The following is a 24,729-nucleotide window of genomic DNA, read 5'->3' on the forward strand; positions in this document are numbered from 1 at the left end:
GCCAGGAGCAGCAGCCTTCGATACGCTTCGTCGCGGGCGCGGACCCGGCGGTTCAACTCCTCCTGCTTGTTTTCCCAGCCCGTCTCCTGGATGTATCGGTCCCCCCGCGCCTCAGCCACGCCGACCGGCGATCACACCCCCGTCCTGCGGGGCCTCAGGCCCCTGACTGCGCCATCGTGCGGCGCAGGCTCAGCGGACGCATGTCCGTCCAGACCCGGCCGATGTGGTCGAGGCACTCCTGCCGGGAACCGGTCGTGCCCTCGGCGTACCAGCCCCCGGGCAGCTCGCGGTCCGCCCGCCACACGGAGTACTGCTCCTCGTCGTTGCGCACGACCAGGTAGCCGGCCCCGCCGGCCTCGTCGGTGTCACTCATCGCTTCGGTCCTCCCGCAGTCGTTCGGTCAGCGAGGCCAAGCGTGCCGTGAAGACCTCTGGTGCCCATAGGGACAAACGCGCAGAAGGACCGGCGGCCGGTGCTGCCGCTCCTTCCCTGGCGGCCCGTCCGCGCCCGGCGGCAGGGTGTGCCGAAGCCAGGGTGGCGTCCGGGAGGTACCGACAGGTGCCGGGCGTCCGACGCCGCCGGCCATGCCACCCCCTCAGGCTCAGGCCGGAAGGAGCTCCGCCATGTCGGACACCCCAGAGAACGTGCACCTGCCCACGGGCGGGTGGCGGTTGTGGGAGCACTTCGCGCTCCGCGGACCCGGCTTCCCCGCCGAGGGGGTCCTGCGCATGGCGCCGCCCGGGCTGGCCCTGGCCGCCGACAAGTTCGGGCCGGGCGACGCGCTCGCCGGGCCCGAATGGGAGGACTTCACCGCGGCGTTCGACACCGGCGCCGTGCGCACCGCCGGGCTGCTCCAGGAGATCGCCGCCTCTCCCCGCTTCCGGGCGGCCGTGGCCTGGCAGAACCCGGCGGTCCTGCGGACCGGTATCGCGCCGTTCCTGAACTGGACGCCGACCGCCGCCGGCCGCACCAGCATGCCCCGCCAGCGCGAGGAGCTCGTCGCCCACTACTGGCAGCGCTTCTGCGTCAAGAACGACACCATCGGCTTCTTCGGACCCGTCGGCTGGGGCCGCTGGGACCTGACCACACGCGGCGTCGAGGTCGACCCCGGCAGCGGGTTCCTCGCCGACTCCAGGGTGTACTTCGCCAGCTGGGCCATCGACGCGCTGGCGAAGTCGCTGAACGCGGATCCCGCGATGCGGGCCTGGATCCCGCCGCGCCGGGTGTCCTTCGTACGGGCCGAAGGGCAGGCGGTGCACCTGCCGGGCCGGCCGCCGCAGCCCATCGGCGGGGCCGCCCGGGCCGTCCTGGACCTGTGCGACGGGACCCGGCCGGTGGGCGCGATCGCCGAGGCGCTCGGCATCCCCGTGGCGCAGGCCACCGAGACCGTGGAATGGCTGCTGGCCAAGCGGTGGGTGCACTGGCGGCTGGAGGTGCCGACGAGCACCTACCCGGAGCGGGAGCTGCGGGCCATCCTGGAGCGCGTCGGCGACCCGGCGCTGCGCGAACCGGCGCTGGCGAAGCTGGCGGTACTGGAGCGCGGCCGGGACTCGGTACAGGCGGCGGGCCTGGACGCCGAGGCGCTGACCGCGGCGATCGCCGCCCTGGAGGGGGACTTCGCCGCGCTGACCGCCACCGACGCCCAGCGCTCCAAGGGCGCGCGGACCGCGCCCTGCCGCGGGCTGGTGTACTCCGACTGCCGCCGGGCGGCCACCGCGACCCTCGGCACCGCCCTCCTGGACGAGCTGACCCCGCTGGCCCAGTGCCTGACGGCGGCGCGCTGGATGACGAACCGGTTCGCCGGGAAGGTCGGGGAACGCCTGCGCGAGGTGTACGAGCGGCTGCGCCCGGCCGGCCGGGTGGACCTGGGGTCGATGTGGCTGGGCTCGCTGCCCTCCCCGTACGCGCAGGCGGGCGCGGATCTCGACGCGATCCAGGCGGAGCTGCGGGCGAAGTGGGCCCGGATCCTCGCCGTTCCCGAGGGTGCGCGGCGGGTGCGGGTGTCCTCGGCGGACATCGCCGAGCGGGTGCGGGCCGAGTTCGAGGAACCGGGGGCCGGATGGTCGCTGGCCCGGTACTTCAGCCCCGACGTGCTGCTGCTGGCCGAGGACGCGGACGCGGTGGCGCGCGGGGACTTCGAGATGGTGCTCGGCGAGATGCACAGCGCGCTCAACACGATGGGCGCCTCGCTCTTCGTGCACCAGCACCCCGACCGCGAGGAGCTGGTCGCGGAGACCACCCGCGACTTCCCCGGGCCGCGGCTGCTGCCGATGCTGCCCAAGGAGCTGCCGCTGAAGTGGTCGACGCGCAGCAGGCCTTCGCTGGACCGGCCCGAGGACTACTTCGTCTCGCTGGTCGACGACACCGGCGACCCCCACCGGCCGCGGACCGTGCCGTGCGCCGACGTGACGGTGGAGGACCGGGACGGCCGCCTGACGGCGGTGCTGCCCGACGGGGCGGCCTTCGACCTGCTCGACGTGTACGCCAACACGCTGACCCAGCGCGTCATGGACCGCTTCACACTGCGCCCGGAGGGCGACCGCACCCCGCGGATCAGCATCGACAAGATGGTCGTGGCCCGCGAGACCTGGGCGTTCGCCGCGTCCGAACTGGCTTTCGCGGAGGAGAAGTCCGAGGCGAAGCGGTACGTGCGGGCCCGGCACTGGCAGCAGGAGCACGAGCTGCCCCGGTTCGTGTTCGTGGTCTCGCCCACCGAACCGCGGCCCTTCTACGTGGACTTCGACAGCCCGGTGTACCTGACGATCCTCGCCAAGGCCGCCCGCCGGCTGGCCCGCAAGGACCCCGGCGCCAAGCTGAAGGTGAGCGAGATGCTCCCGACCCCCGAGCAGGCCTGGCTGACCGACGACCGGGGCGCGGCCTACACCTCGGAGCTGCGCTTCGTCGCCGTCGACCAGAGCGCGGTCGAGCACGGCGCGGTGCAGCAGGAAGCGGAGGGCGGGCGCTGATGCGTACCTTCGTCGACGACATCGCCGCGCACGCCGCCCTCGAACCGGACCGGATCGCGGTCACCACCCCGGCGGGTGAGTGGACGTACGGGCAGCTCACCGCCCGGATCGACGCGCTGGCGGCGGTGCTGCGGGCCAGGGGCGCCCGGCCGGAGACGGTGTGCGCGGTGGCCGTGGAGCGGGGCGTGGACGCCGTGGTCGCCCCGGCCGCGGTGGTGCGCTCCGGCGCCGCCTTCCTGGGCCTGGACCCGGAGCAGCCGCCCGCCCGCCTGGCCGCCCTGGTGCGCAGCGGGGGCGCTGACATGCTGCTGACCACCTCGGCCCTGGCCGAGCGGCTGGACCTGCCGGTGCCGGGCCCGCCGGTGCTGCTGGACCGGCCCGGGACGGCGGCGGGCCCGCACCGCGGGCGGTCCGGGCCGCCGGACGGGCGCTGCCTGGCCTACGTCAGCCACACCTCCGGGAGCACCGGGGAGCCCAGCGCCGTGCTGGTCGAACACCGCAGCCTGGACTCGTACCTGCGGTTCGTGGTGCGCGACTACGGCCTGGGGCCGGGGACCGTGGCCCTGCAGGTCGCGCCGCTCGGCTACGACGCCTCGCTGCGGGACACCTTCGCCCCGCTGCTGGCGGGCGGCCGGCTGGTGGTGGTGCCGCGTTCGGCGCTGCTGCGGCCCGAGGAGTTCGGCGCGGCGGTGCGCGAGCACGGGGTGAGCGCGCTGTTGAGCGTGACCCCGTCGTTCCTGTCCTTCCTGGCGGGGCAGCCGGACGGGCAGCGGCTGCTGGCCGGGGTGCGGCTGGTGGTCTCCAGCGGGGAGTCGCTGCGGCCGTTCCTGGCCGCGGGCGGCCGGCCGCTGGTGCGGGGCCGGCTGGTCAACCAGTACGGGCCGACCGAGTGCACGATGACCTCGACCCGCCATGTCGTGCCGACCGACCCGGACACGTCGGCGGACACCGTGGGCACGCCGATCGACGGGGTGGTCGTACGACTGCTCGACGAGGGCCTGTCGGCGGTGCCGGACGGGTCCCCCGGGGAGGTCTGCATCGGCGGGGTGGGCGTGGCCCGCGGTTACCGGGGTCAGCCGGCGCGGACCGCGGAGCGGTTCGTCCCCGACCCCTATGGGCCGCCCGGCTCCCGGATGTACCGGACCGGAGACCGGGCGAGCCTGGGCCCGGACGGGCTGGAGTACCTCGGCCGCGGCGACCGGCAGGTCAAGATCCGCGGGTACCGCGTCGACCCGGCCGAGGTCGAGGGCGCCCTGCTGGCGCACCCCGGGGTCACGGGGGCGGTCGTCACCTCCGGCACCGACGGGCAGGGACGGGTGTTCCTCGTCGCCCATGTCACCGGGGACCTGGCGCAGACCAGCGACGCCGCGCTGCGCGCCCACCTGTCCACCACCTTGCCCCCGCACCTGATGCCACGCCGGTTCGCCCGCCTGGCACAGCTGCCCACGACCCGCGGCGGGAAGGCCGACCGCCGCGCCCTCTCGCAGTCCGGAGGCCGTTCATGACCACCGCGTTCACCACCGCCGCAGCCACCACCGCCACGACCGGCCCCGCGACCACGGGCGCCGGCACCGCACCCCGTACGGCGGGCGCCCCGCTCGGCCGCGCGGACGTGGAGGCCGCCGCCGTACGGATCGCCGGTCATGTCCGGCCGACACCGCTGTTGCCGGGCCTGCCCCACCCGGGGCGGCGGCGGGACGGCTGGGGCCTGCTCCTGAAGTCCGAACACCTCCAGTACGGGGGCTCGTTCAAACTGCGCGGGGCCGCGAACGCCGTCCTCGCGCTCGGTGCCCGCCGGATCGTCACCGGCTCCTCGGGCAACCACGGCATCGCGCTGGCCCGGCTCGCCGCGTCGCTCGGCGCCGAGCTGACCGTGGTGCTGGCGGCCGGGGCGCACCCCGCCAAGATCGCCCTGATCCGGGCGCTGGGCGCACGGACGGTCCAGGTGCCGGGCGGGGTCGCCGAACGGGAGGACCGGGCGCGGACGCTGGCCGGGGAAACCGGGGCGGTCCTCGTGCCCTCCTCCGACCACGAACTGGTCGTCGCCGGACAGGGCACGGTCGGCATGGAGATCCTCGCCGAGGCTCCCGACGCCGAGACGGTCTACGTCCCGACGGGCGGGGGCGGGCTGCTGGCCGGGGTGTGCCTGGCCGCGTACGGCCATCCGGTCCGGGTGGTGGGGGTGGAGCCCGCCTGCACGCCCCGCTACGCCCGCTCGCTGGCCGTGGGCCGGCCCGTACGGCTGGCGCCCAGCGACACCGTCGCCGACGGGCTGCGCGGCCAGCAGCCGGGGGCGGTGCCGTATCCGGTGATCCGCGACCGGGTCGACGACCTGATCACCGTGTCCGACGCCGAGATCCTCGCCGCCGCGGCGTTCCTGCGCCGGCGCGGGGTGGAGGCCGAGCCCAGCGGGGCGGTCGCCCTGGCCGGGGCCATGCGGGTGGGCCGCGGCAACGGCCGCTCCGTCGCGATCGTCTCCGGCGGCAACACGACGGCCTCGCTGGCGGCGTCCGTCACGGCGGCCGCGCCCGCGCTCGCCACGCCCCTGCCCGCGGCGCCGGCGGCCCCGGCCCACCCGTGCCTTCCGTCGCTCACCGCTGTCGTGTCCCGTACGTCCCTCGCGGCCGGCGCACCCGTCGCCGCCGCACGTCCCTTCCTGGAGGAGATCTCATGACCGCCACGACCGAGAACCTGATCGCGCAGCTCACCGGCCCCGCCCTGACCGAGCTGGTCACCGGCATCTACCGGGACACCCTGGGGGTGGCCGAACTCGACGAGCACAGCGACTTCTACGAGTGGGGCGGCGACTCGCTGACCGCCTTCCGGATCACCGCACGGCTGGAGGAGGCCCTCGGCGTGGAGGTCCCCGTCGCCCTCGTCTTCGCCTACCCCTCGCCCGCGGACCTCGCCGAGGTCGTCGACGCCGACTTCGTCCGGGCCTGAGGGGCAGGCCATGACCGACACGTACGTGCCCGGCGGCCGCTGGCGGCTGTGGGACCAGTTCGCGCTGCGCGGGGCCGGCTTCCCGGCCCGGGGGGTGCTGCGGCTGGCCCCGGCGGGACTGGCCTCGGCCGCCGACAAGTTCCGCCCCGACGCCGCGGGCCCGCCCGGTACGGCCGGCGCGCCCAGGGAGGCGCTGTCCGGCGAGCGGTGGGAGGAATTCGCCGGCCTGTTCGCCGAGGCCCAGGTGGAAACCGCGCACGTCCTCCAGGACATCGCCCGGACGCCCGCCTTCCGCGAGGCGGTGGCCTGGCAGAACCGGCCGGTGCTCGGCTCGGGTATCGCGCCGTTCCTGAACTGGACGCCGACCGCCGCCGGCCGCACCAGCATGCCCCGCCAGCGCGAGGAGCTCGTCGCCCACTACTGGCAGCGCTTCTGCGTCAAGAACGACACCATCGGCTTCTTCGGACCCGTCGGGTGGGGCCGCTGGGACCTGACCACGCAGGGCGTCGAGGTCGACCCCGGCAGCGGGCTGATCGCGGACTCGCAGGTGTACTTCGCCAGTTGGGCGATCGACGCCCTCGCCGCGGTGCTCGACACCGGTCCGGCGCTGCGGGAGTGGGTGGCGCCGCGCAGGGTGCCCTTCGTCCGCCAGGCCGGGATGGAGGTGACGGTGCCGGGCCGTCCGCTGCAGTCCCTCGGGGAGGCGGCGCGGGCCGTGCTCGCGCTGTGCGACGGCGTACGGCCGGCCCGGGAGATCCGGGCGGCGCTGCCGGAGGTGGACGTGCCGGCCGTCCTGGCCGACCTGGTGGCGCGCCGGTGGGTGGTCTGGAAGCTGGAGGTGCCGGCCGGTGCCCACCCGGAGCGGTACCTGCGGGCCTGGCTGGAGCGGGTCGGGGACGCGGAGCTGCGCCGGCCCGGGCTCGCCGCCCTCGACACGCTGGAGCGGGGGCGCGAGCGGGTCCGGGCCGCCGAGGGGCCCGAGGAGCTGGTGGCCGCGCTGACCGGTCTGGAGGAGGAGTTCACGGCGCTGACCGAGACGGCCGCCGTCCGCGAGAAGGCGGCCGGTACGGCGCCCTGCCGCGCCCTGGTGTACTCCGACTGCCGGCGCGCGGCGACCGCCGCCCTGGGCCGGACCGTGCACGAGGCGCTCGCCCCGCTCGACCCGCTGCTGACCAGCGCCGGCTGGCTGACGGCGCGGCTCGCGGATGCGGTGATGGGCCGGGCGAAGGAGGTGTACGCACGGCTGGCCGGGCAGGGCCCGGTCGACCTGGCCGCGTTCTGGTTCGCCTGCATGCCGATCCTGCACGGCGCCGCCCGCGCGGAGTCGGCCGAGCTCCAGCGGGAGTTCCGCAGGCGCTGGGCGGCGATCCTGGCGCCGCCGCCGGGCAGCCGCCGGCTGACGCTGCCGCTGGACGCGGTCGCGGCGGCCGTGGCCGGACAGTTCGGCGGTCCGGGCGGCGGCTGGACGGCCGCGCGCTACCTCAGCCCCGACATCATGATCGCGGCCAGTGGTGAACGGGCCGTCGCGCGGGGCGACTTCGAGCTGGTCCTCGGTGAGCTGCACGTGGCGGCCAACACCCTGGGCGCCTCGCTCTTCGTCCACCAGCACCCGGCCCCCGAGGAGCTCGCGGAGCTCACCGGCCGCGACCACCCCGGGCCCCGGCTCATGCCGCTGCTGCCCAAGGAGCACCGCTCGCGGCTCTCGGCCCGGATCCGGCACTCCCTGGTCCGCCCGGAGGACTACCACGTCGCGCTCGTCGACTTCACCGCCGATCCCGGCCGCCCCCGTACGGTGCTCAGCGCGGACGTGGCCGTGACCGAGCGGGCGGACGGCGAACTGGCGGTGGTCCTGCCCGACGGGGCCGAGTTCCCGGCGGTGGACGTGTTCTCGCACGTCCTGACCACCCTGGCGATGGACCTGTTCCAGATCCTTCCGGACGATGCCGAGCACTCCCCCCGGGTCACCGTGGACCGGCTGGTGGTGGCCCGCGAGACCTGGCGTCCGGCCCCCGCGGACCTGGACTTCGCCGACGAGAAGGACGAGGCGCGCCGGTTCGTACGGGCCCGGCAGTGGCGGGAGCGGCACGGGATGCCGCGGTTCGTCTTCGTCGTCCTGCCCACCGAGACCCGGCCGTTCTACGTGGACTTCGACAGCCCCGTGTACGTGAACATCCTCGCCAAGGCGGTCCGCCGGATGGCCCGCAGGGAACCGGAGGGGCGGGCCGTCTTCACCGAGATGCTGCCGAGCCCCGAACAGGCCTGGCTGACCGACGACCAGGGGGAGCTGTACACCTCCGAGCTGCGGTTCGTGGCGGTGGACGAGGGCTGACCCCGCGAAGGGACCAGTGACGCACAGCGGCGGCGCGCCCGGCCGGATCCCGGCCGGGCGGGGCCGCCGTTGCGCGTTCTACTCCCCGGCCGCTGCGCGCGCGGCTGCGTCTTCTTCCCTACTGACGGGGCCGCGCGGCCAGCAGTGTTGAGGAAAACACCGCTTGGAGGCCCACAGTGAAGGTTGTCGCAGCGCAGGGCGGGGCGAAGCACGGCAGCGATGCCGGCGGGAGCCCCCGTGAGGGTGACGGGGTGTCGTTCGCGCAGCGGAGGCTGTGGTTCCTCGACCAGCTGTCCGGAGGCTCCGCGGAATCCCTGCTGCCGCTGGCCCTGCGGATCCGCGGCGCCCTCGACGCGGCGGCCCTCGAACGGTCGCTGAGCGGCATCGTCGACCGGCACGAGGTCCTGCGCACCCGGTTTACCGCCGTCGACGGGGAACCGGTACCGCAGGTGGACGCTCCGGGCCGCACCGTGCTGGAGCGGGTGGAGGCGGCGGACACCGCCGAGCTGTTCGACCGGGAGCTGGCCCGTCCCCTCGACCTGGCCCGCGAGCACCCGCTGCGCGCCACCCTCGCCCGCCTCGGGCCCGAGGAGCACGTCCTGCTGCTGGTGGTCCACCACATCGCCGTGGACGGATGGTCCTGGGACGTGCTGCTGCGCGAACTGGCCGCCGGCTACCGCGGCGAGGCGGTGGCGGCGCCCGCGCTGCAGTACACGGACGTGGCCCGCGCCGAGGCAAAGCGGCTGGCAGGCCCGCGCATGGAGCGGCTGCTCGGCTACTGGCGGCGACGGCTGGCGGGCGTGCCCCCGCTCGCCCTGCCCGCGGACCGTCCCCGGCCGGCGTTCTGGGACGGCTCCGGGGACGTCGTCCGCTTCGAGCTGCCCGCCGAGCTGGTCGACGGGGTGGACCGGGTGGCCCGTGAGCACCGCGCGACCCGCTACATGGTGCTGCTCGCCGTGTACCAGGCCCTGCTGGCGCGCTACTCCGGCCGCTCGGACATCGCCGTGTGCACGACGCTGGCCGACCGCGGGCGGGCGGAGGTCGCCGATGTGATCGGCCCCTTCGTCAACACGATCGTCCTGCGGACCGACCTGTCCGGGGAGCCGACCTTCGCCGAGCTGCTGGGGCGGGTCCGCGCGGGCGCCCTCGCCGACTTCTCGCACGCCGACGCCCCCTTCGACCGGGTGGTCGGCGAGGTGGTCACCGAGCGGGACCTCTCCCGCCATCCGCTCGCGCAGGCGTCTTTCACCCTGCTCAACACCGTCCCCGCCACGGCGGGCCTGGACGGGCTGGACGTGTCGCTGGTACGGACCCCGCTGACCGGTACACCGCTGGACGTGTTCCTCGACCTGAGCCTGCGCGCCAACGGCGACATCGCCGCCCGGCTCCAGTACTCCACGGCCCTGTTCGACGCCGGCTCCATGGCCCGTTTCACCGAGGGGTACGTCGCCCTGCTGCGCGCGGTGGTGGCCTCCCCCGAGACCCCGCTGGCCGGACTGGCCGGGCGGATCGAGCCGCTGCCGGGCCGCGAGCGCCGCCGGCTGCTGGAGCTGGCGGGCCCGGCGGGCCAGGTGGCGGCCGCGCCGACGTTCCGGGTGTCCGGGGAGGCCGGCGCGCTGGCCCTCGTCTGCGGGGACGAAACCCTGTCCTACGGCGGGCTGGACGCCCTCGGCGGCGGCCTGGCAACGGCTCTGCGGGCGGCGGGTGTCCGCCCCGGCACGCCGGTGGGGGTGTGCATGCGGCGCGGGGTGGGGTCGGTGGCCGCGATGACCGCGATCTGGCGGGCCGGCGGGGTCTACGTACCGCTGGACCCGGCGCTGCCCGAGGAGCGCCTGCGCTTCATGGCCGCCGAGGCGGGTCTGCACTGCATCGTCGCCGATGCGGCGACCGGCGGGCGGGCCGGCGCGCTCGGCCCGGCGGTGCTGCCCGTGGAAGGCGTCCGGCCGGACCCGGACGCGCCGCACCACACGCCCGGTCCCCGTGACCTGGCGTACGTCATCTTCACCTCGGGCTCGACCGGACGCCCCAAGGCCGTCGGCATCGAGCACGGCGCGCTCGCCACCCATGTGGCCGCGGCCCGCGCGCAGTTCGCGGTCACCGCCGCGGACCGGGTGCTCGCCTTCTCCTCCTTCTCCTTCGACGCCTCCCTGGACCAGCTGCTGACCGCGCTCGGCTGCGGGGCCACCGTGGTCGTGCGCCCGGACGAGCAGTGGCTGCCCTCGCAGATCCCCTCGGTGGTGGAGCGGCACCGGATCACGGTGCTGAACCTGCCGCCCACCTACTGGGCCCAGCTGGCCCTGTCCCTCGACGACGCCGCCGTGCGGGCGCTGGCCCCGCTGCGGCTGCTGATCCTGGGCGGGGAGTCCGTCCCGGCCGGGGCGCTGGCGGCCTGGCGGTCGGGGGTCCCCGGGGTGCGGGTGGTCAATGCGTACGGTCCGACCGAGACCACCGTCACCGCCACCACCCATGACGTCGCGGCGGACGGCGGTCCGGGCGGGGTGCCGATCGGGCGGCCGCTGGGCGGGCGCCGGACGTACGTGGTCGACTCCCGCGACGAGCTCGTCCCCGTGGGTGAGCCGGGCGAACTGCTCATCGGCGGCCCCGAGCTGGCCCGGGGCTACCTGGGGCAGCCCGCCCTGACGGCCGCCCGGTTCGTCCCCGACCCCTACGCGGAGGACGGCGGCCGGCTCTACCGCACGGGTGACCTGGTCCGCCGACTGCCCTCCGGAGAGCTGGAGTTCCTCGGCCGGACCGACGACCAGGTCAAGATCCGCGGCTTCCGCATCGAGCTCGGCGAGGTCGAGGCCGTCCTGCGTGAGTGCCCCGGGGTGGCGGCGGCCGCGGTGGCCGTCGGCACCGACGCCCAGGGCGGCAGCAGCCTCACCGGCTGCGTGGTGGCGGGCCCCGGCGGGCCGGTCGAGCCGTCGGTGCTGAGGGCCTTTTGCGCCGAGCGGCTCCCGCACCACGCCGTCCCCGCGGACTTCGTGGCGCTCCCGGCGCTGCCGGTCAACGCCTCCGGGAAGCTGGACCGGTCCGCCCTGCCGGCCGCGCTCCCGGGCCGGGACCGGGCCGCGAGCGGATCGGAGTTCGTCGCGCCGCGCGATGCGACCGAGCAGGTGGTCGCCGAGATCTGGGCGGAGGTCCTGGGCGTCGACCGGGTCGGCATCGACGACGGGTTCTTCGACCTGGGCGGACACTCCCTGCTCGCCACCATGGCCGTGTCCCGGATCGCGGAACGGCTCGGCCGCGAGGTGGAGCTGCGCACCCTCTTCGAACACCCCCGGATCCGCACCTTCGGGCCCCTGGTGGCCGCGGCCCGGCAGGCGGGAGCCGCCACCGTGGTCCCCGTCGACCGTTCGGGTCCGCTGCCGCTGTCGTTCGCCCAGGAGCGGATGTGGTTCCTCGACCGGATGTCCGACGCCGGTGACGAGTACGTGCTCTGGTTCTCCTGGCGGCTGCGCGGCGGACTGGACCGGGAGGCCTGGCAGGCGGCCCTCGACGACGTGGTCGAGCGGCACGAGGCGCTGCGGACGGCGCTGACCGAGGTGGACGGCCGCCCGGCCCAGCGGGTGCTGGCGGACGTACGCGTACCGCTGCACTGGCAGTCCGTACCGCCCGCGGCGCCCGGGGAGGACGAGGCCGCGCGCCTCGACCGGGTCCGCGAGGAGGCGGTCGCCCATGCCACCCGCCGCTTCGACCTGGCGTGCCCGCCGATGCTGCGGGCCGGGGTGTGGGAGCTGTCCGCGGACGAGCACGTCGCCGTCATCGCCTTCCACCACGTGGCGACGGACGGCTGGTCCAAGGACGTGATCATCGGCGAGCTGTCCGCCTGCTACGCGGCGCGGCGGGCCGGCGGGACGGCGCGGCTGGCACCCGTCCCGGTGCAGTACGGGGACTTCGCGGTCTGGCAGCGCGACCGGATGGCCGGCGAGGTGCTGGAGCGGCAGCTGGCGTACTGGGAGCGGACGCTGGCCGGGGTGCCCGTGCTGGAGCTGCCTTCGGACCGCCCGCGGCCCGCGGGCTGGTCGGGCCGGGGCGGCGCGGTGGAGATCGACCTCCCGCGCGAACTGGAAGCGGGTGTCGGCGCGTTGGCGCGCCGGTACGGGGTGACCCGGTTCATGGTGCTGCTCGCGGTGGTCCAGATCGTGCTGGGCCGCTGGTCCGGGCAGCAGGACGTGGCGGTGGGCACCCCGGTCGCGGGCCGCGGCCAGGTGGAGCTGGAGCGCCTGGTCGGCCTGCTGGTGAACACGGTGGTGCTGCGGGCGGACCTGTCCGGGGAGCCGTCCTTCGAGGAGTTCCTCGGCCGGGTGCGGGAAGCGGTGCTGGGGGCCTTCGACCACCAGGAGGTGCCCTTCGAGCGGCTCGTCGAACAGCTGCGGCCGGAGCGGGACCCCTCCCGCAATCCGCTGTTCCAGGTGATGTTCGACGTCCAGGAGAGCGCCACCGGGGGTCCGCGCGTCGAGGGCCTGGAGGTGGAGCACTTCGTCCTGCCGTGGGGCTCGGCCAAGTTCGACCTGACCGCCACCTTCCTGCTGTATCCCGACCGGTTCGCATTGAACGTGGAGTACGCGAGCGACCTCTTCGACGCCGCCACGGTCACCCGGTTCGCCGGGCACGTGGGCCGGGTGCTGGAGTCGGTGCTCGCGGACCCGGGGCGGGCGCTGACCCGGCTGGACCTGCTGTCGCCGGCGGAGTACGGGGAGCTCACCGCGGCGGCGGCCGGCTCGCCGAGCGTGTCGGCGGCGCCCCCGTTCACGGTGGCGGGCGAGCCCGACGCGGTGGCGCTGGTCTGCGGTGACCACGTCGTGCGCTACGGCGAACTGGACGGCCTGACCGGCGGCCTGGGCCTCGCGCTCACGGCGGCCGGGGTCGGGCCGGAGGTGCCGGTCGGGGTGTGCCTGAGCCGCGGTGTCTGGTCGGTGGCGGCGATGGCCGCGGTCTGGCGGGCCGGCGGAGTGTACGTGCCGCTGGATCCGGGGCTGCCCGAGGACCGGCTGCGGTACATGGTCGAGCAGGCCGGCGTGCGGTGCGTGGTCACCGACGCGGCCACCGCCTCGTCGGCCGCGGCCCTGGGCCGGCCGCTGCTGTCGGTGGAGGAGGTCCGGCCGGCCCCCGGCGCCCCCCGCCACACGCCGGGCCCGCGCGAGCTCGCCTGCACCATCTTCACCTCGGGTTCCACCGGCCGCCCCAAGGCGGTCGGGGTCGAGCACCACGCTCTTGGCGCCCATGCCCGGGCCGCCCGCGAGAAGTTCGGCATCACCGCCGAGGACCGCGTGATGAACTTCGCCTCCTTCTCCTTCGACGCCTCCCTGGAGCAGGTCCTGCCGGCGCTGACCGCGGGGGCCGCGGTGGTGGTCCGCCCCGATGTGGTGTGGTCGGTGGAGGAGCTCGCCGCGCAGGTCCGCGCCGAGGGCGTGACCGTCATGGAGGTCACCCCCTCGTACTGGGAGGAGATCACCGCCCGGCTGGACACCGTCGCCGACGACCTCAAGAGCCTGCGCCTCGCGGTGACCGGCGGGGAGACCCTGCCCTCGGCTCCGCTGGCCCGCTGGTTCCGGTACCTGCCGGACGTGCCGGTGCAGAACACGTACGGGCCGACCGAGTCGGTCATCTCGGCCACCTCCCACCTGGTCACCGGCCCGGTCGAGGGCCGCGTGCCGATCGGCGGGGCCTGGGGCGAGCGCCGGCTGTACGTGGTGGACGCGCACGACGAGCTGGTCCCCGTCGGCGTGCCGGGCGAACTGCTCGTCGGCGGGCCGGAACTGGCCCGCGGCTATCTCGGCCAGGCCGCGCTGACCGCCCAGCGGTTCGTCCCGGACCCGTACGGGGGCACCGGCGGCCGGCTCTACCGCACCGGCGACATCGTCCGCCGCCTGCCCTCGGGCGAACTGGACTTCCTCGGCCGCACCGACCACCAGGTCAAGATCCGCGGCTTCCGCATCGAGCTCGGCGAGATCGAGGCCGTCCTCGAACAGCACCCGGGCGTGCACGGCGCGGCCGTCCTGGTCCGCGAGCTGCGCGGCGACCGCACCCTGGTGGGCTACGCGGCCGGCCGCGGGCTCGACCCCGCGGCGCTGGCCGAGCACTGCCGGACGCAGCTGCCCGGCTACATGGTCCCGGCCTCCTTCGTGGTGCTCGACGCCCTGCCGCGGACCGTGCAGGGCAAGCTCGACACCGCCGCCCTGCCCGACCCGGAACTGCCCGCACCCGCCGCGTTCACGGCGCCGCGCACACCGACCGAGGTGGTGACGGCCCAGATCTGGGCGGAGGTGCTCGGTCTGACCGAGGTCGGCGTCCACGAGGACTTCTTCGCCCTGGGCGGGCACTCCCTGCGCGCCGTGGCCGCCGCCTCCCGCCTGCGCACCGCCTTCGACTGCCCGGTCCAGGTGCGCGACCTGTTCGACCACCCGACGGTCGCGCTGCTGGCCGCCGAGGTGGAGCGCCAACTCGTCGAACAGATCTCCTCGATGAGCGACGACGAGATCGACCTGTCCCTGACCTCCGACTTCTGATCGCCCGACGCCCAGCCCGAGATTGGACGGAACTTTCCCATGACCACTTCACAGGTCGAGTCCTCGCCCACGTCCGGCGGTCTCTCCCCCGCCGCCCGCCGCCTCCTGGAGCAGCGCCTGCGCGGCAAGGCCGGCGCCGCGCCGGCCGGCATCCCGCGCCTGGACCCGCGCCCCGAGCAGGCCCCGCTCTCGGCCGCCCAGCAGCGCCTGTACTTCCTCGACCAGCTCGACCCGGGCAGCACCGAGTACCTGATGCCCGCGGCCTGGCGGTTCACCGGCCCGCTCGACGTGGCCGCGCTCGACGCGGCGGTGGCCGACCTGGTCGCCCGGCACGAGCAGCTGCGGGTGGTCTTCCCCGACGAGGAGGGCGTCCCCGCCCAGCGGGTGCTCTCCGCCGAGGGGGCCGGCCTGGACCTGGTCGAGCTGTCCGCCGCCGTCCGGGAGGGCGGCGACGCGGCCGTCCTCGCAGCCGTGCAGGAGCCGGCGCTGCGCCCCTTCGACCTGGCGGCCGAGCCCGCGTTCCGGGCCACGCTCCTGCGGATCGCCGAGGAGGACCACGTCCTGGTGCTCGCCATGCACCACATCGTCTCGGACGGCTGGTCGCTGGACATCCTGATGCGGGACCTGCGGGAGCTGTACGAGGCAAGAGCACAGGGCGCCCCGCCGCCGGCCGGCCCGGCACCGATCGCGTACACCGACTACGCGGTCTGGCAGCGCGGCACCGACGAGAGCGCCGACCTCGCCTACTGGCGCGACGCACTGGCCGGACTGACCCCGCTGGACCTGCCCACCGACCACGTGCGTCCGGCCACCCGCTCCTACGCCGCGGCCGTCCACACCGTCGAGCTGCCCGCGCAGCTGACCGGGGCGCTGGCCGAGGTGGGCCGGCGCGCCGACACCACCTCGTACATGACCGTGATGTCGGCCTTCCAGGCGGCGCTGGCCTTCCACAGCGGACAGGACGACATCGCGATCGGCACCGTGGTCGCCAACCGGGAGCGGCCGGAGACCGAGCAGCTCGTCGGGTTCTTCGTCAACACCCTCGTCATCCGCACCGACCTGTCGGGCGACCCCACTTCGGCGCAGCTGCTCGCCCGGACCCGGGAGAGCGTGCTGGGCGCCCTCTCGCACCAGGGCCTGCCCTTCGAGCGGGTCGTGGACGAACTCAGCCCCGACCGGGACCTGTCGCGCAATCCGCTGTTCCAGGTGCTGTACTCGCACACCGCCGAGCGGCAGGACGGCCCGTACACGCTGGGCGGGGCGAGCGGCACGGCGGTGCCCGTCGACCTGACGACCGCGAAGTTCGACCTGACGCTGGACGTCGCCGAGGACGCACAGGCGGGGCGGGTGCGGCTGCGGTTCGTGTACCGGCCGGACCTGTTCACCGAGGAATCGGTGGCGCGGCTGGCTGCGCACACCGTGGCCGTGCTGGAGGCCTTCACCCGGGGACCGGGTGTACCGCTGAGCGAGATGGCCCTGCTGACGGACCCGGAGATCGCCGAGCTGCTCGGCCCCGACGGGCCCGCGGCCCGCACCCCGGGCGGTGACCTCCCCGAGATCGCACCGCGCCTGGCTCCGGCGCGGGTGGCGGAGCAGATCCGGCTGACCCCGGACGCCGTGGCCGTCAGCGGCGGCGGCCGCAGCCTGACCTACGCCGAACTCGACGCCACATCACGGGCGTTGGCACGGCGGCTGCGGGCGGCGGGGATCGGGCCGGAGTCCCTGGTGGGGGTGTGCCTGGGCCGGACGGTCGACCTGGCGGTGGCGCTGCTCGCGGTGTGGCGGGCCGGCGCGGCGTACCTGCCGCTCGACCCCTCCCACCCGCGGGCGCGGCGCGCGTTCACGGTCACCGACGCCGGGGTGGAGTGGGTGGTCGCCGACGCGGTCGGCCGCGCGGCGGTGGAGGGTCTGCCGGTGGGGGTGATCCCGCTGGAGGACCCCCGCGGGCGGGACGCGGCGGAGGAGGCCGGGCCGGACGGGCCGGACGAGGTCCTCCCGACGGCGGACAGCCTCGCGTACGTCATCTACACCTCCGGTTCGACCGGGCAGCCGAAGGGCGTGGAGATCACCCACGCCAACGTCGCCTGGCTGTTCGACGCCGCGGACCGGCACTTCGGCTTCGGTCCCGGTGACGTGTGGACCCTGGTGCACTCCCCCGCCTTCGACTTCTCGGTGTGGGAGCTGTGGGGGCCGCTGACCAGCGGAGGCCGCGTGGTGGTGCTGACCGGGGACGAGGTCCGCGACCCGGCCGCGGTGCACTCCGTCCTGCGCCGTGAGGGGGTCACCGTACTGAACCAGACCCCCGCCGCGTTCAAGGGGCTGCGCGCCCACATGGCGCAGCAGGGCGAGGCCTTCGCCGGCCTCCCGCTGCGCACCGTGGTCTTCGGCGGGGACGCCTTCGACGCCCGGGACTACCGCGACTGGTTCGCCGTGCCGGAGGACGAGCGGCCGGCCCTGGTGAACATGTACGGGATCACCGAGACCACCGTGCACGTCACCTACCGGCTGATCACCGAGGAGGACACGCACTCCCCCGTCTCCTCGCCGATCGGCCGCCCCCTGCACGGCCAGCACGGCTACGTCCTGGACCGGGCGCGGCGGCTGGTGCCCCGCGGCACGGTGGGCGAGCTGTACGTGGCCGGCGGCGGGGTGGCCCGCGGCTACCGCAACCGGCCCGAGCTGTCCGCCGAGCGGTTCCCGGCCGACCCCTTCGGCCCGGGCGGGACCCGGATGTACCGCACGGGCGACCTCGTCCGCGTCCTGCCCGACGGGCAGCTGGCGTACGTGGGACGCGCCGACCACCAGGTGAAGATCCGCGGCTTCCGCATCGAGCCCGGCGAGATCGAGACCGCCCTGCGGATCCTGCCCGGGGTCCGGGACGCGGCGGTGGTGGCCCGGCCCGACGCGCACGGCGGGGCCCGGCTCGTCGCCCACGTGGTGCTGACCGAGGGCCGGCCGCTGGACGCCCCGGACCTGCGGGACCGGCTGCGGCTGACCCTGCCCGAGTACATGGTCCCCGCGCTGTTCGTCCGCCACCCCCGGCTGCCGATCACCGAGAACGGCAAGGTGGACCGAGCCGCTCTGGTGGCGGTGGCCGCCGAGGGGACGGCCGGGCCGGCCGAGTTCACCGCGCCGGCGGGTGCGGCCGAGGAGGCACTGGCCGCCATCTGGGCCGAGGTGCTGGGCACGGAACGCATCAGCAGCACGGCGAACTTCTTCGACCTGGGCGGCGACTCCATCCTGGCCCTGCGGGTGATCGGGCGGGCCCGCTCGGCGGGCCTGGGCCTGAGCGTGGCCGACCTGTTCCGCGCCCGCACCCTGGCGGACCTGGCCCGGCTTGCGACCGCCGCCGACGACGCGGGCCCGGCGCCCGTGGCGCCGTTCTCGCAGCTCGACCCGGCCGACGCGGCGCGGCTGCCGCAGGGGCTGGAGGACGCGTACCCGCTGACCATGCTCCAGGCGGGGATGCTGCACGAGATGCTGGCCGACGAGCGGCGGGGGGCCTACCACAACGTCACCGATCTGAAGATCACCGTGCCGGAAGGCTTCGACCTGTCCGCGTTCCGGGCGGCGGTGGACACCGCCGTGCGCAGCCAGGACATCCTGCGCACCTCCATCGACCTCGTCTCGTACGGCGAGCCGCTCCAGCTGGTGCACCGCACCGCCGAACTCCCGGTCGGCTACAGCGATCTGCACGCTCTGGGCCGCCAGGAGCAGCGCGCGGCCGTGAAGGCCTACGTCCAGGACCAGTTCTCCCGCCGGTTCGACCTGTCCGCCGCGCCGCTGGTGCGCATCCACCTGCACCAGCTCACCGACCACGAACTGCGGTTCACGATCACGGACTGCCACGTGGTCCTGGACGGCTGGAGCCTCACCTCGTTCATCGCCGACCTGCTCGACCTGCACCGCCAGGCCGTGGCCCTCGGGCGCGAGCCGAGCCTGCCCCCGTCCCCCCGGTTCGCCGAATACGTGGCGCTGGAGCGGGCGGCAGCCGAGTCCGAGGAGGGGCTCGCGTTCTGGAACAGCCGGCTGGCCGAGCTGCGGCCCGTACGGTTCCCGCGGCACGGCAGCCGGCCCTCCTGCGGGGGCGGTTCGGACATCGTCGAGATCCGGCGCTCGTACGCGGCGCTCGCCGAGCCGATCGGCCGCCTCGCCCGGCTCGCCGGCGTACCGCGGCGGACCGTCCTGCTCGCCGCCTTCCACCACACGATGGGCCTGTTCGCGGAGCTCGACCCCGACCACCCTGCCGCCGGCCACTCGATCGGGCTGGTCACCAACGGCCGTCCGGAGCTGCCGGACGCCGACCGGATGCGCGGGCTGTTCCTCAACAGCGTTCCCTTCGGCATCAGGAGGCCCGGCCCGGGGCAGAGCTGGCTGGACCTGCTGCGCGCCGTCTTCGCGGCCGAGCAGGAGCTGATGCCGCACCGCAGGGTGCCGCTGGCACGGATCGGCCGGCTGCGGCCGAACGAGCCGGGCCTGGTCGACGTCCTGTTCAACTACATCAACTTCCACCGGCTCTCCGGCGACAGCTGGGACGAGTCGGAGGAGATCGCGCAGACCATGTTCCCGCTCAACATCAACGTGAGCGTGGAGGGGTTCAGCGTCGACGTCGACACCACCCGGGTGGACCCCGCCGCCGCCGAGCAGCTCTCCGACGTGGTGTGCGGGCTGCTGGCGACGATGGTCGCCGACCCCGGGGGCCCGGTCACGGCGCCGCAGCTGGCGCAGGAGGCGCGCCGGCGCGCCCTGGAGGACTGGGCGCGCGGCCCGGTCGTGGAGAACCCGCCGCAGCTGTTCCACGAGTGGATCGGCGAACACGCCCGGAACACGCCGGACGCGGTGGCCGTCGCCCACGGCACGCAGGACGTCACCTACGCCGAACTGGACGCCTCGGCCGGGGCATTGGCCGCCCGGCTGAGGGAACTGGGCGTGGGGCCCGAGGTGACCGTCGGGATCTGCGCCGACCGGGGCCCGGACATGGTGCGGGCGGTGGTCGCCGTGCTGAAGGCGGGGGGTGCGTTCCTGCCGCTCGATCCCCAGCACCCCGCCGAGCGCCTCGCGTTCGTGGCCGGTGACAGCGGGATGCGGGTGCTGCTGACCCAGTCCGCGCTGGCGGGCACCGTACCGTTCGACGGGGAGACGGTGCTGCTGGACGCCCCGCTCCTGCACCCCGCGCGACGGTCGCCCGCTGCCGGGACCACCGCCGACAACACCGCGTACGTGCTGTACACCTCCGGGTCGACCGGCCGGCCCAAGGGCGCCGCGGTGCCGCACCGCGGGCTCACGAACCTGATCCACGGCCAGCGGGACGTGTGCCGGCCCACCGGGAGCGACCGGGTGCTGCAGTTCGCCTCGTTCAGCTTCGACGTGTTCGTCAGCGAGCTGACCTGGGCCCTCGCGAATGGGGCGCGGCTGGTCACGGCGCCGAAGGAGGCACTGCTTCCCGGCCCCGACCTGGCGGCGACCATCAACGCCCACGGGATCACCGCCGCCGCGCTGCCGCCGAGCTCCCTCGCGGTGCTGGCGGAGGAGCAGGACGAGCTGCCGACGCTGCGCACCATCGTGACCGGCGGAGAGGCGCCCACGGCGGAGATGGCCGACGTGTGGTCGCGCGGCCGGCGCTTCGTCAACTCCTACGGTCTGACCGAGACCTCCGTGTGGTCCTGCGGTGAGATCTGCCGGGTCGGCGGCGGCCTGCCGCCGATCGGCCCCCCGATCCGCAACACCCAGGTGTACGTGCTCGACGACGCGCTCCAGCCGGCGCCCATCGGGGTACCCGGCGAGATATGCCTCGGCGGCGACGCCGTCGGCCTGTACTACCTGAACCGGCCCGAGCTGACCGCCGACACCTTCGTGCCCGACCCCTACGGCACGCCCGGCGGACGGCTGTTCCGCACGGGCGACCTCGGCCGCTACCACGCCGACGGCAGCATCGAATGCCTCGGCCGCCGGGACACCCAGGTCAAGCTGCGCGGCTTCCGCATCGAGCTGGGCGAGCTCGAACACGCACTGCGGGAGCTGCCCGCGGTGCACAAGGCCGTGGTCCTGCTCCGCCGCGACCTGCCGGGCGACCCGGCGCTGGTCGCGTACGTGGTGCCCGCGCCCGGCGCCGCCCCGGACGCGGAGGCCCTGCGACTGGAGCTGCGCTCCCGGCTGCCCCAGTACATGGTGCCCGCGCGGTTCGTGTTCCTCGACGAGCTGCCGCTGAACACCAGCCGGAAGGTGGACCGCGGCGCGCTGCCGCTGCCACAGGAGCGCTCCGACCTCGACACCGCCTACGTCGCGCCGCGCACGCCCGCCGAGGAGGCACTGGCCGACGTGTGGCGTACGGTGCTGGGCCTGCCGCGGGTCGGCGTCCACGACGACTTCTTCCGCATCGGCGGCAGCTCGCTGTCGACGGTCCGGGTGGCCGCCCGGGCGGCGGCCCGGGGGCTGGCGGTCTCGGTCCGGGACCTGATCGAGGCGCCCACCATCGCCCAGCTCGCCGCCCGGGCCGGGCGGTCCGCGGACGGGGCGCAGGACGTCAGGTCCGAGGTCCGGCTGCGGGAGGGCGAGGGCGATCCGATGTGGTGCGTCCACCCCACCGGCGGCAGCGCGGCCTGGTACGTCGGGCTCGCCCGGTCCCTGCCGACCGGGGTGCCGGTACGGGCCTTCCAGGCCCGCGGGCTGCTCGGCGGGGTCGACCCGACCACGGTGGCCGGCATCGCGGCCAACTACGCCGCCGAGATCACCGCGCACGGGGGCACCGGCCCGCACGACCTGTTCGGCTGGTCCATGGGCGCCAATCTGGCCATGGAGATGGCCACGCAGCTGCACGCCGCGGGGCACACCGTGGCGCCCCTGACGCTGATCGAGCCGTACCTGCCCTGCCCCGCTTCCCGGGCGCGGCTCGCCGCCGTCGGCCGGGACATGGAGGAGGGGCTGAGGCTGCGGGCCCGGGTACGCGCCCTGCCGCCGTCGGCGGAGCGGGAGGCGGCGACCGCCGAACTCACCGCGCTGCTGCTCGGCGCGGGCATGAGTCCCGACGAGGCGGCCCTGGTGGAGAACGCGCCGATCGAGGTGTGGCACTCGCTGCTCACCGCCCTGGCCGGCTACGAGCTCCGGCCCTACCCGGGACACGTCCACCTCGTGGTGGGCTCGCAGGCCGCCGGGCTGGCCGAAGGCGAGCCGATGCCCGGCCTGGACGTGGGCTTCCGGGAGTACGTCGAACGCTGGCGCGAGCTGGCCCTGGGCGGGCTGACCGTCCACGTGACCGAGGGGGACCACATGTCGCTGATGTCCGAACCGCTGATCGGCACGACCGCGGCCCTGCTGCACTCCATCCGGACGGAGGCCCGGCGATGACGATCACGGCAACGGCGACATCCACGGCAACGGCCACGGCAACGCCGATCGCGACGGCACCCCCGGCCGGGAGGGCGGCGTCCGCCTCCGCACCCGCCGGGTTCACCGAGCGCTACCTGCTCGACCCCGCCGTCAACGCGGACCCGTACCCGTACCTCAACTCCCTGCGCGACCACGCCCCCGTGTACTGGAGCGCCATGCACCGGGCCTGGCTGGTCACCGGGCACGCCCAGCTGATGCACTGCCTGCGCGACCCGGCGGTCTCCGCCGAGCGGGTGCGGCCGCTGATGGACGCCGTGCCGGAGGGTGCCCGGGAGGACGCCGAGCGGGCCTTCGCCATCCTGTCCCGCTGGATGGTGTTCAACGACCCGCCGCAGCACCGGCGGCTGCGCCAGGTGTTCCAGGAGCAGTTCGCCGCCCGCTCGATCGGCCGCTACCGCACCTTCGTGGAGCGCGCCACCCGCGCCATGCTCGCCCGCCGCGCCGTGCCCGGCCGGACCGGCGACCTCGTCGCGGACATCGCCCGGCCGCTGCCCGCCCTGGTCTTCGCCCGCTGGCTGGGCGTGCCCCAGGCGCACGGGCCCTCCTTCTGGTACTGGAACGCGCGGGTGGGCGACCTGGTCCTGGGCGCCGCCCAGGAGGAACGCGAGTACCGCACCTCGCTCCAGTCCCTGGTCAACCTCGACGACTACCTCGCCGGCCTGGTCCGCGAACGGCGCGCCGACCCGCAGGACGACCTGATCAGCTCCGTGCTCGCCGGCGGCCAGATCGGCGCGTCGGTCAGCGAGGAGGAGTTCGTCGGAATGCTGACCCAGATGGCCTTCGCCGGCGGCGAGACCACCAGCAACCTCATCGTCAATGCCGTGCTGGCCCTGCTCCGCCATCCGCAGGAGCTGGCGGCCGTACGGGAGGACCCGGCGCGGGTGTCGATGGCGGTGGAGGAGGCGCTGCGCTACGACGGCCCGTCGAAGATGTCGATCCGCACCGCGGCACGGGACTTCGAGCTCGACGGCCACCCGGTGCGCTCCGGCGACCGGATGTTCCTCGTGACCGCGGCCGCCAACCGGGACCCCGGGCGCTTCGCCGATCCCGACCGGTTCAGCGTCCTGCGCGGCAGCGCCTCCCACCTGGGCTTCGGCTTCGGGGCGCACTTCTGCATCGGGGCGGCGCTGGCCCGGCTGGTGGCCGGGGCGGTGGTCGACGTACTGGTGCGCGAGTACCCGGACCTGGAGCTGCTCGAACAGCAGCACACCTGGCAGCCTTCGCTGCTCAACCGCGCTCTGACCGCCCTGCCCGTCCGCTACTGAAAGGCCCCCCTCATGGCTACCACCCTGGCGGGCGCGGGATCACGGCTGCGCGCCCCCGCCCGGCTGCCGTCCTTCCGCCTGCTGTGGCTCGGGCAGTCCCTGTCCCTGCTGGGCGACGGGTTCAGCTACATCGCGTTCTCCTGGATCACGCTGAGCCTGACGCAGTCCACCCTGGCCCTCGGATACGTCCTCGCCTTCCAGGCGGTGCCGCGGGCCCTGCTGACCCTGGTCGGCGGCTCCCTCAGCGACAAGTGGTCCCCGCGGACGCTGATGAAGTTCTCCAGCTGGGCCCGGGCCGCCCTGATGGCGGCGGTCGGACTGGCCGGCACGACCGGTTCCCTGGCCCTGTGGATGCTGTGCTGCGCCGCCGCGGCCTTCGGCGCGGTCGACGCCTTCTTCCAGCCCGCCAGGGCGTCGATCCTGCCGTCGGTGGTGGACGAGGAGCTGCTGGCGCCGGCCAACGCCCTGCTCGCCGTCGGCACCAAGGTCGCGGCGGTTCTCGGCCCGGCCGTCGGCGGCATGGTGGTGGCGTTCAGCGACGCCCCCGTCGCCTTCCTCGTCGACGGGGCGTGCTTCGCGCTCTGCGGGCTCTGCGTCGCGGGGATACGGCCCCCGGCCCGGCCCGTGCAGGAGCCCGGGCCGGGCCGGGAGGCGCAGGAGGCCACGGACCGGCCCGCACCGGAGCCCGCAGAGGGCACCTCGCTGGGCGCCCGGATGCGGGCGGGGCTGCGCTACGCCCTGGAGGACCCGCGCATCCGCACCATCCTCGTCGTCGACGCGGCGGTGACCTTCTGCCAGTCGGGCCCGTTCACCGTCGGCTTCGCCACCCTCGCCAAGATCGACCTGCACGGCGGCTCGACCACCCTGGGGCTGCTCAACGGCGCGCTGGCCGGCGGGGCGATGCTGGGCACGCTCGTCGGCGGGGGCTTGAGCCGCCGCCCGCGGGTGGGCCTGCTGATCGCCGCACTGGCCGGCTGGCTCGCGGTCGGCACGGCGGCACTGGGCCTCGTCGGCAACACGGCGGCGGCGCTCGCCACCGTCCTGGCGATGGGCTTCGGCATGGGCTTCCAGGGGGTCTTCGGCCTGAGCTGGATCCAGCGCAACATCCCGGGCTCCGTGCTGAGCCGCGTCATCGCGGTGGACATGGTCATCGGCTACGGGGTCGCCCCGCTCTCGCTGATCGCCTGCGGAGCCCTGGCCCACTCGGGCACGGCCCCGATGTTCACCCTCTCGGCCGCGATCCTCGCGGTGACGGCCCTGGGGATCCTGGCCTCGAAAACGGTGCGCGAGATGCGCTGAGCCCACGGCCCGCGAGGCCCCCGGCCCGG

General features: G+C 75.1%; 10 protein-coding genes. 9 read left to right on the top strand and 1 reads right to left on the bottom strand.

Features of this window, described 5'->3' with window-relative positions:
- Positions 1–154: 154 nt before the first annotated feature.
- Complete coding sequence (locus tag ABZ128_RS08730) at positions 155–373, bottom strand: MbtH family NRPS accessory protein (RefSeq protein ID WP_356846964.1); 219 nt, start codon at positions 371–373, stop codon at positions 155–157.
- A gap of 250 nt (positions 374–623) precedes the next feature.
- Between ABZ128_RS08730 and ABZ128_RS08735 the strand changes: the two genes are divergently transcribed.
- The 9 genes from ABZ128_RS08735 to ABZ128_RS08775 all read left to right on the top strand — a co-directional run bounded on the left by ABZ128_RS08735 (position 624) and on the right by ABZ128_RS08775 (position 24,700).
- A complete protein-coding gene (locus ABZ128_RS08735; RefSeq protein ID WP_356846965.1) occupies positions 624–2,966 on the top strand; it encodes a lantibiotic dehydratase in 2,343 nt (780 codons plus the stop codon).
- A complete protein-coding gene (locus ABZ128_RS08740) occupies positions 2,966–4,471 on the top strand; it encodes an amino acid adenylation domain-containing protein (protein WP_356846966.1) in 1,506 nt (501 codons plus the stop codon). The genes ABZ128_RS08735 and ABZ128_RS08740 overlap by 1 nt, the downstream gene beginning before the upstream one ends.
- Complete coding sequence (locus tag ABZ128_RS08745; protein WP_356846968.1) at positions 4,468–5,640, top strand: pyridoxal-phosphate dependent enzyme; 1,173 nt, start codon at positions 4,468–4,470, stop codon at positions 5,638–5,640. Before ABZ128_RS08740 ends, ABZ128_RS08745 begins: the two co-directional genes overlap by 4 nt.
- Positions 5,637–5,909, top strand: coding sequence for an acyl carrier protein (locus ABZ128_RS08750; protein ID WP_356846970.1), 273 nt, complete (start codon positions 5,637–5,639; stop codon positions 5,907–5,909). The genes ABZ128_RS08745 and ABZ128_RS08750 overlap by 4 nt, the downstream gene beginning before the upstream one ends.
- 10 nt (positions 5,910–5,919) lie before the next feature.
- Complete coding sequence (locus tag ABZ128_RS08755; protein WP_356846971.1) at positions 5,920–8,238, top strand: lantibiotic dehydratase; 2,319 nt, start codon at positions 5,920–5,922, stop codon at positions 8,236–8,238.
- Positions 8,239–8,414: 176 nt separating this feature from the next.
- Complete coding sequence (locus ABZ128_RS08760) at positions 8,415–14,750, top strand: amino acid adenylation domain-containing protein (protein WP_356846972.1); 6,336 nt, start codon at positions 8,415–8,417, stop codon at positions 14,748–14,750.
- Between the two features lie 39 nt (positions 14,751–14,789).
- Positions 14,790–22,094, top strand: a complete 7,305-nt coding sequence (locus tag ABZ128_RS08765) for an amino acid adenylation domain-containing protein (protein WP_356846973.1) — start codon at positions 14,790–14,792, stop codon at positions 22,092–22,094.
- Complete coding sequence (locus tag ABZ128_RS08770) at positions 22,091–23,401, top strand: cytochrome P450 (protein ID WP_356846974.1); 1,311 nt, start codon at positions 22,091–22,093, stop codon at positions 23,399–23,401. The genes ABZ128_RS08765 and ABZ128_RS08770 overlap by 4 nt, the downstream gene beginning before the upstream one ends.
- Positions 23,402–23,413: 12 nt before the next feature.
- Positions 23,414–24,700: an MFS transporter gene (locus ABZ128_RS08775; RefSeq protein ID WP_356846975.1), complete on the top strand. Its 1,287-nt coding sequence runs from the start codon at positions 23,414–23,416 to the stop codon at positions 24,698–24,700.
- Positions 24,701–24,729: the final 29 nt, after the last annotated feature.

This window comes from Streptomyces sp. NPDC006326 (assembly GCF_040612915.1).
Taxonomy (GTDB): Bacteria; Actinomycetota; Actinomycetes; order Streptomycetales; family Streptomycetaceae; genus Streptomyces.

Coding starts and splice junctions, on each gene's coding strand:
- ABZ128_RS08755 (WP_356846971.1), top strand. CDS start 5,920: ATGACCGACACGTACGTGCCCGGCGGCCGCTGGCGGCTGTGGGACCAG.
- ABZ128_RS08765 (WP_356846973.1), top strand. CDS start 14,790: ATGACCACTTCACAGGTCGAGTCCTCGCCCACGTCCGGCGGTCTCTCC.
- ABZ128_RS08735 (WP_356846965.1), top strand. CDS start 624: ATGTCGGACACCCCAGAGAACGTGCACCTGCCCACGGGCGGGTGGCGG.
- ABZ128_RS08745 (WP_356846968.1), top strand. CDS start 4,468: ATGACCACCGCGTTCACCACCGCCGCAGCCACCACCGCCACGACCGGC.
- ABZ128_RS08770 (WP_356846974.1), top strand. CDS start 22,091: ATGACGATCACGGCAACGGCGACATCCACGGCAACGGCCACGGCAACG.
- ABZ128_RS08750 (WP_356846970.1), top strand. CDS start 5,637: ATGACCGCCACGACCGAGAACCTGATCGCGCAGCTCACCGGCCCCGCC.
- ABZ128_RS08740 (WP_356846966.1), top strand. CDS start 2,966: ATGCGTACCTTCGTCGACGACATCGCCGCGCACGCCGCCCTCGAACCG.
- ABZ128_RS08730 (WP_356846964.1), bottom strand. CDS start 373: ATGAGTGACACCGACGAGGCCGGCGGGGCCGGCTACCTGGTCGTGCGC.
- ABZ128_RS08775 (WP_356846975.1), top strand. CDS start 23,414: ATGGCTACCACCCTGGCGGGCGCGGGATCACGGCTGCGCGCCCCCGCC.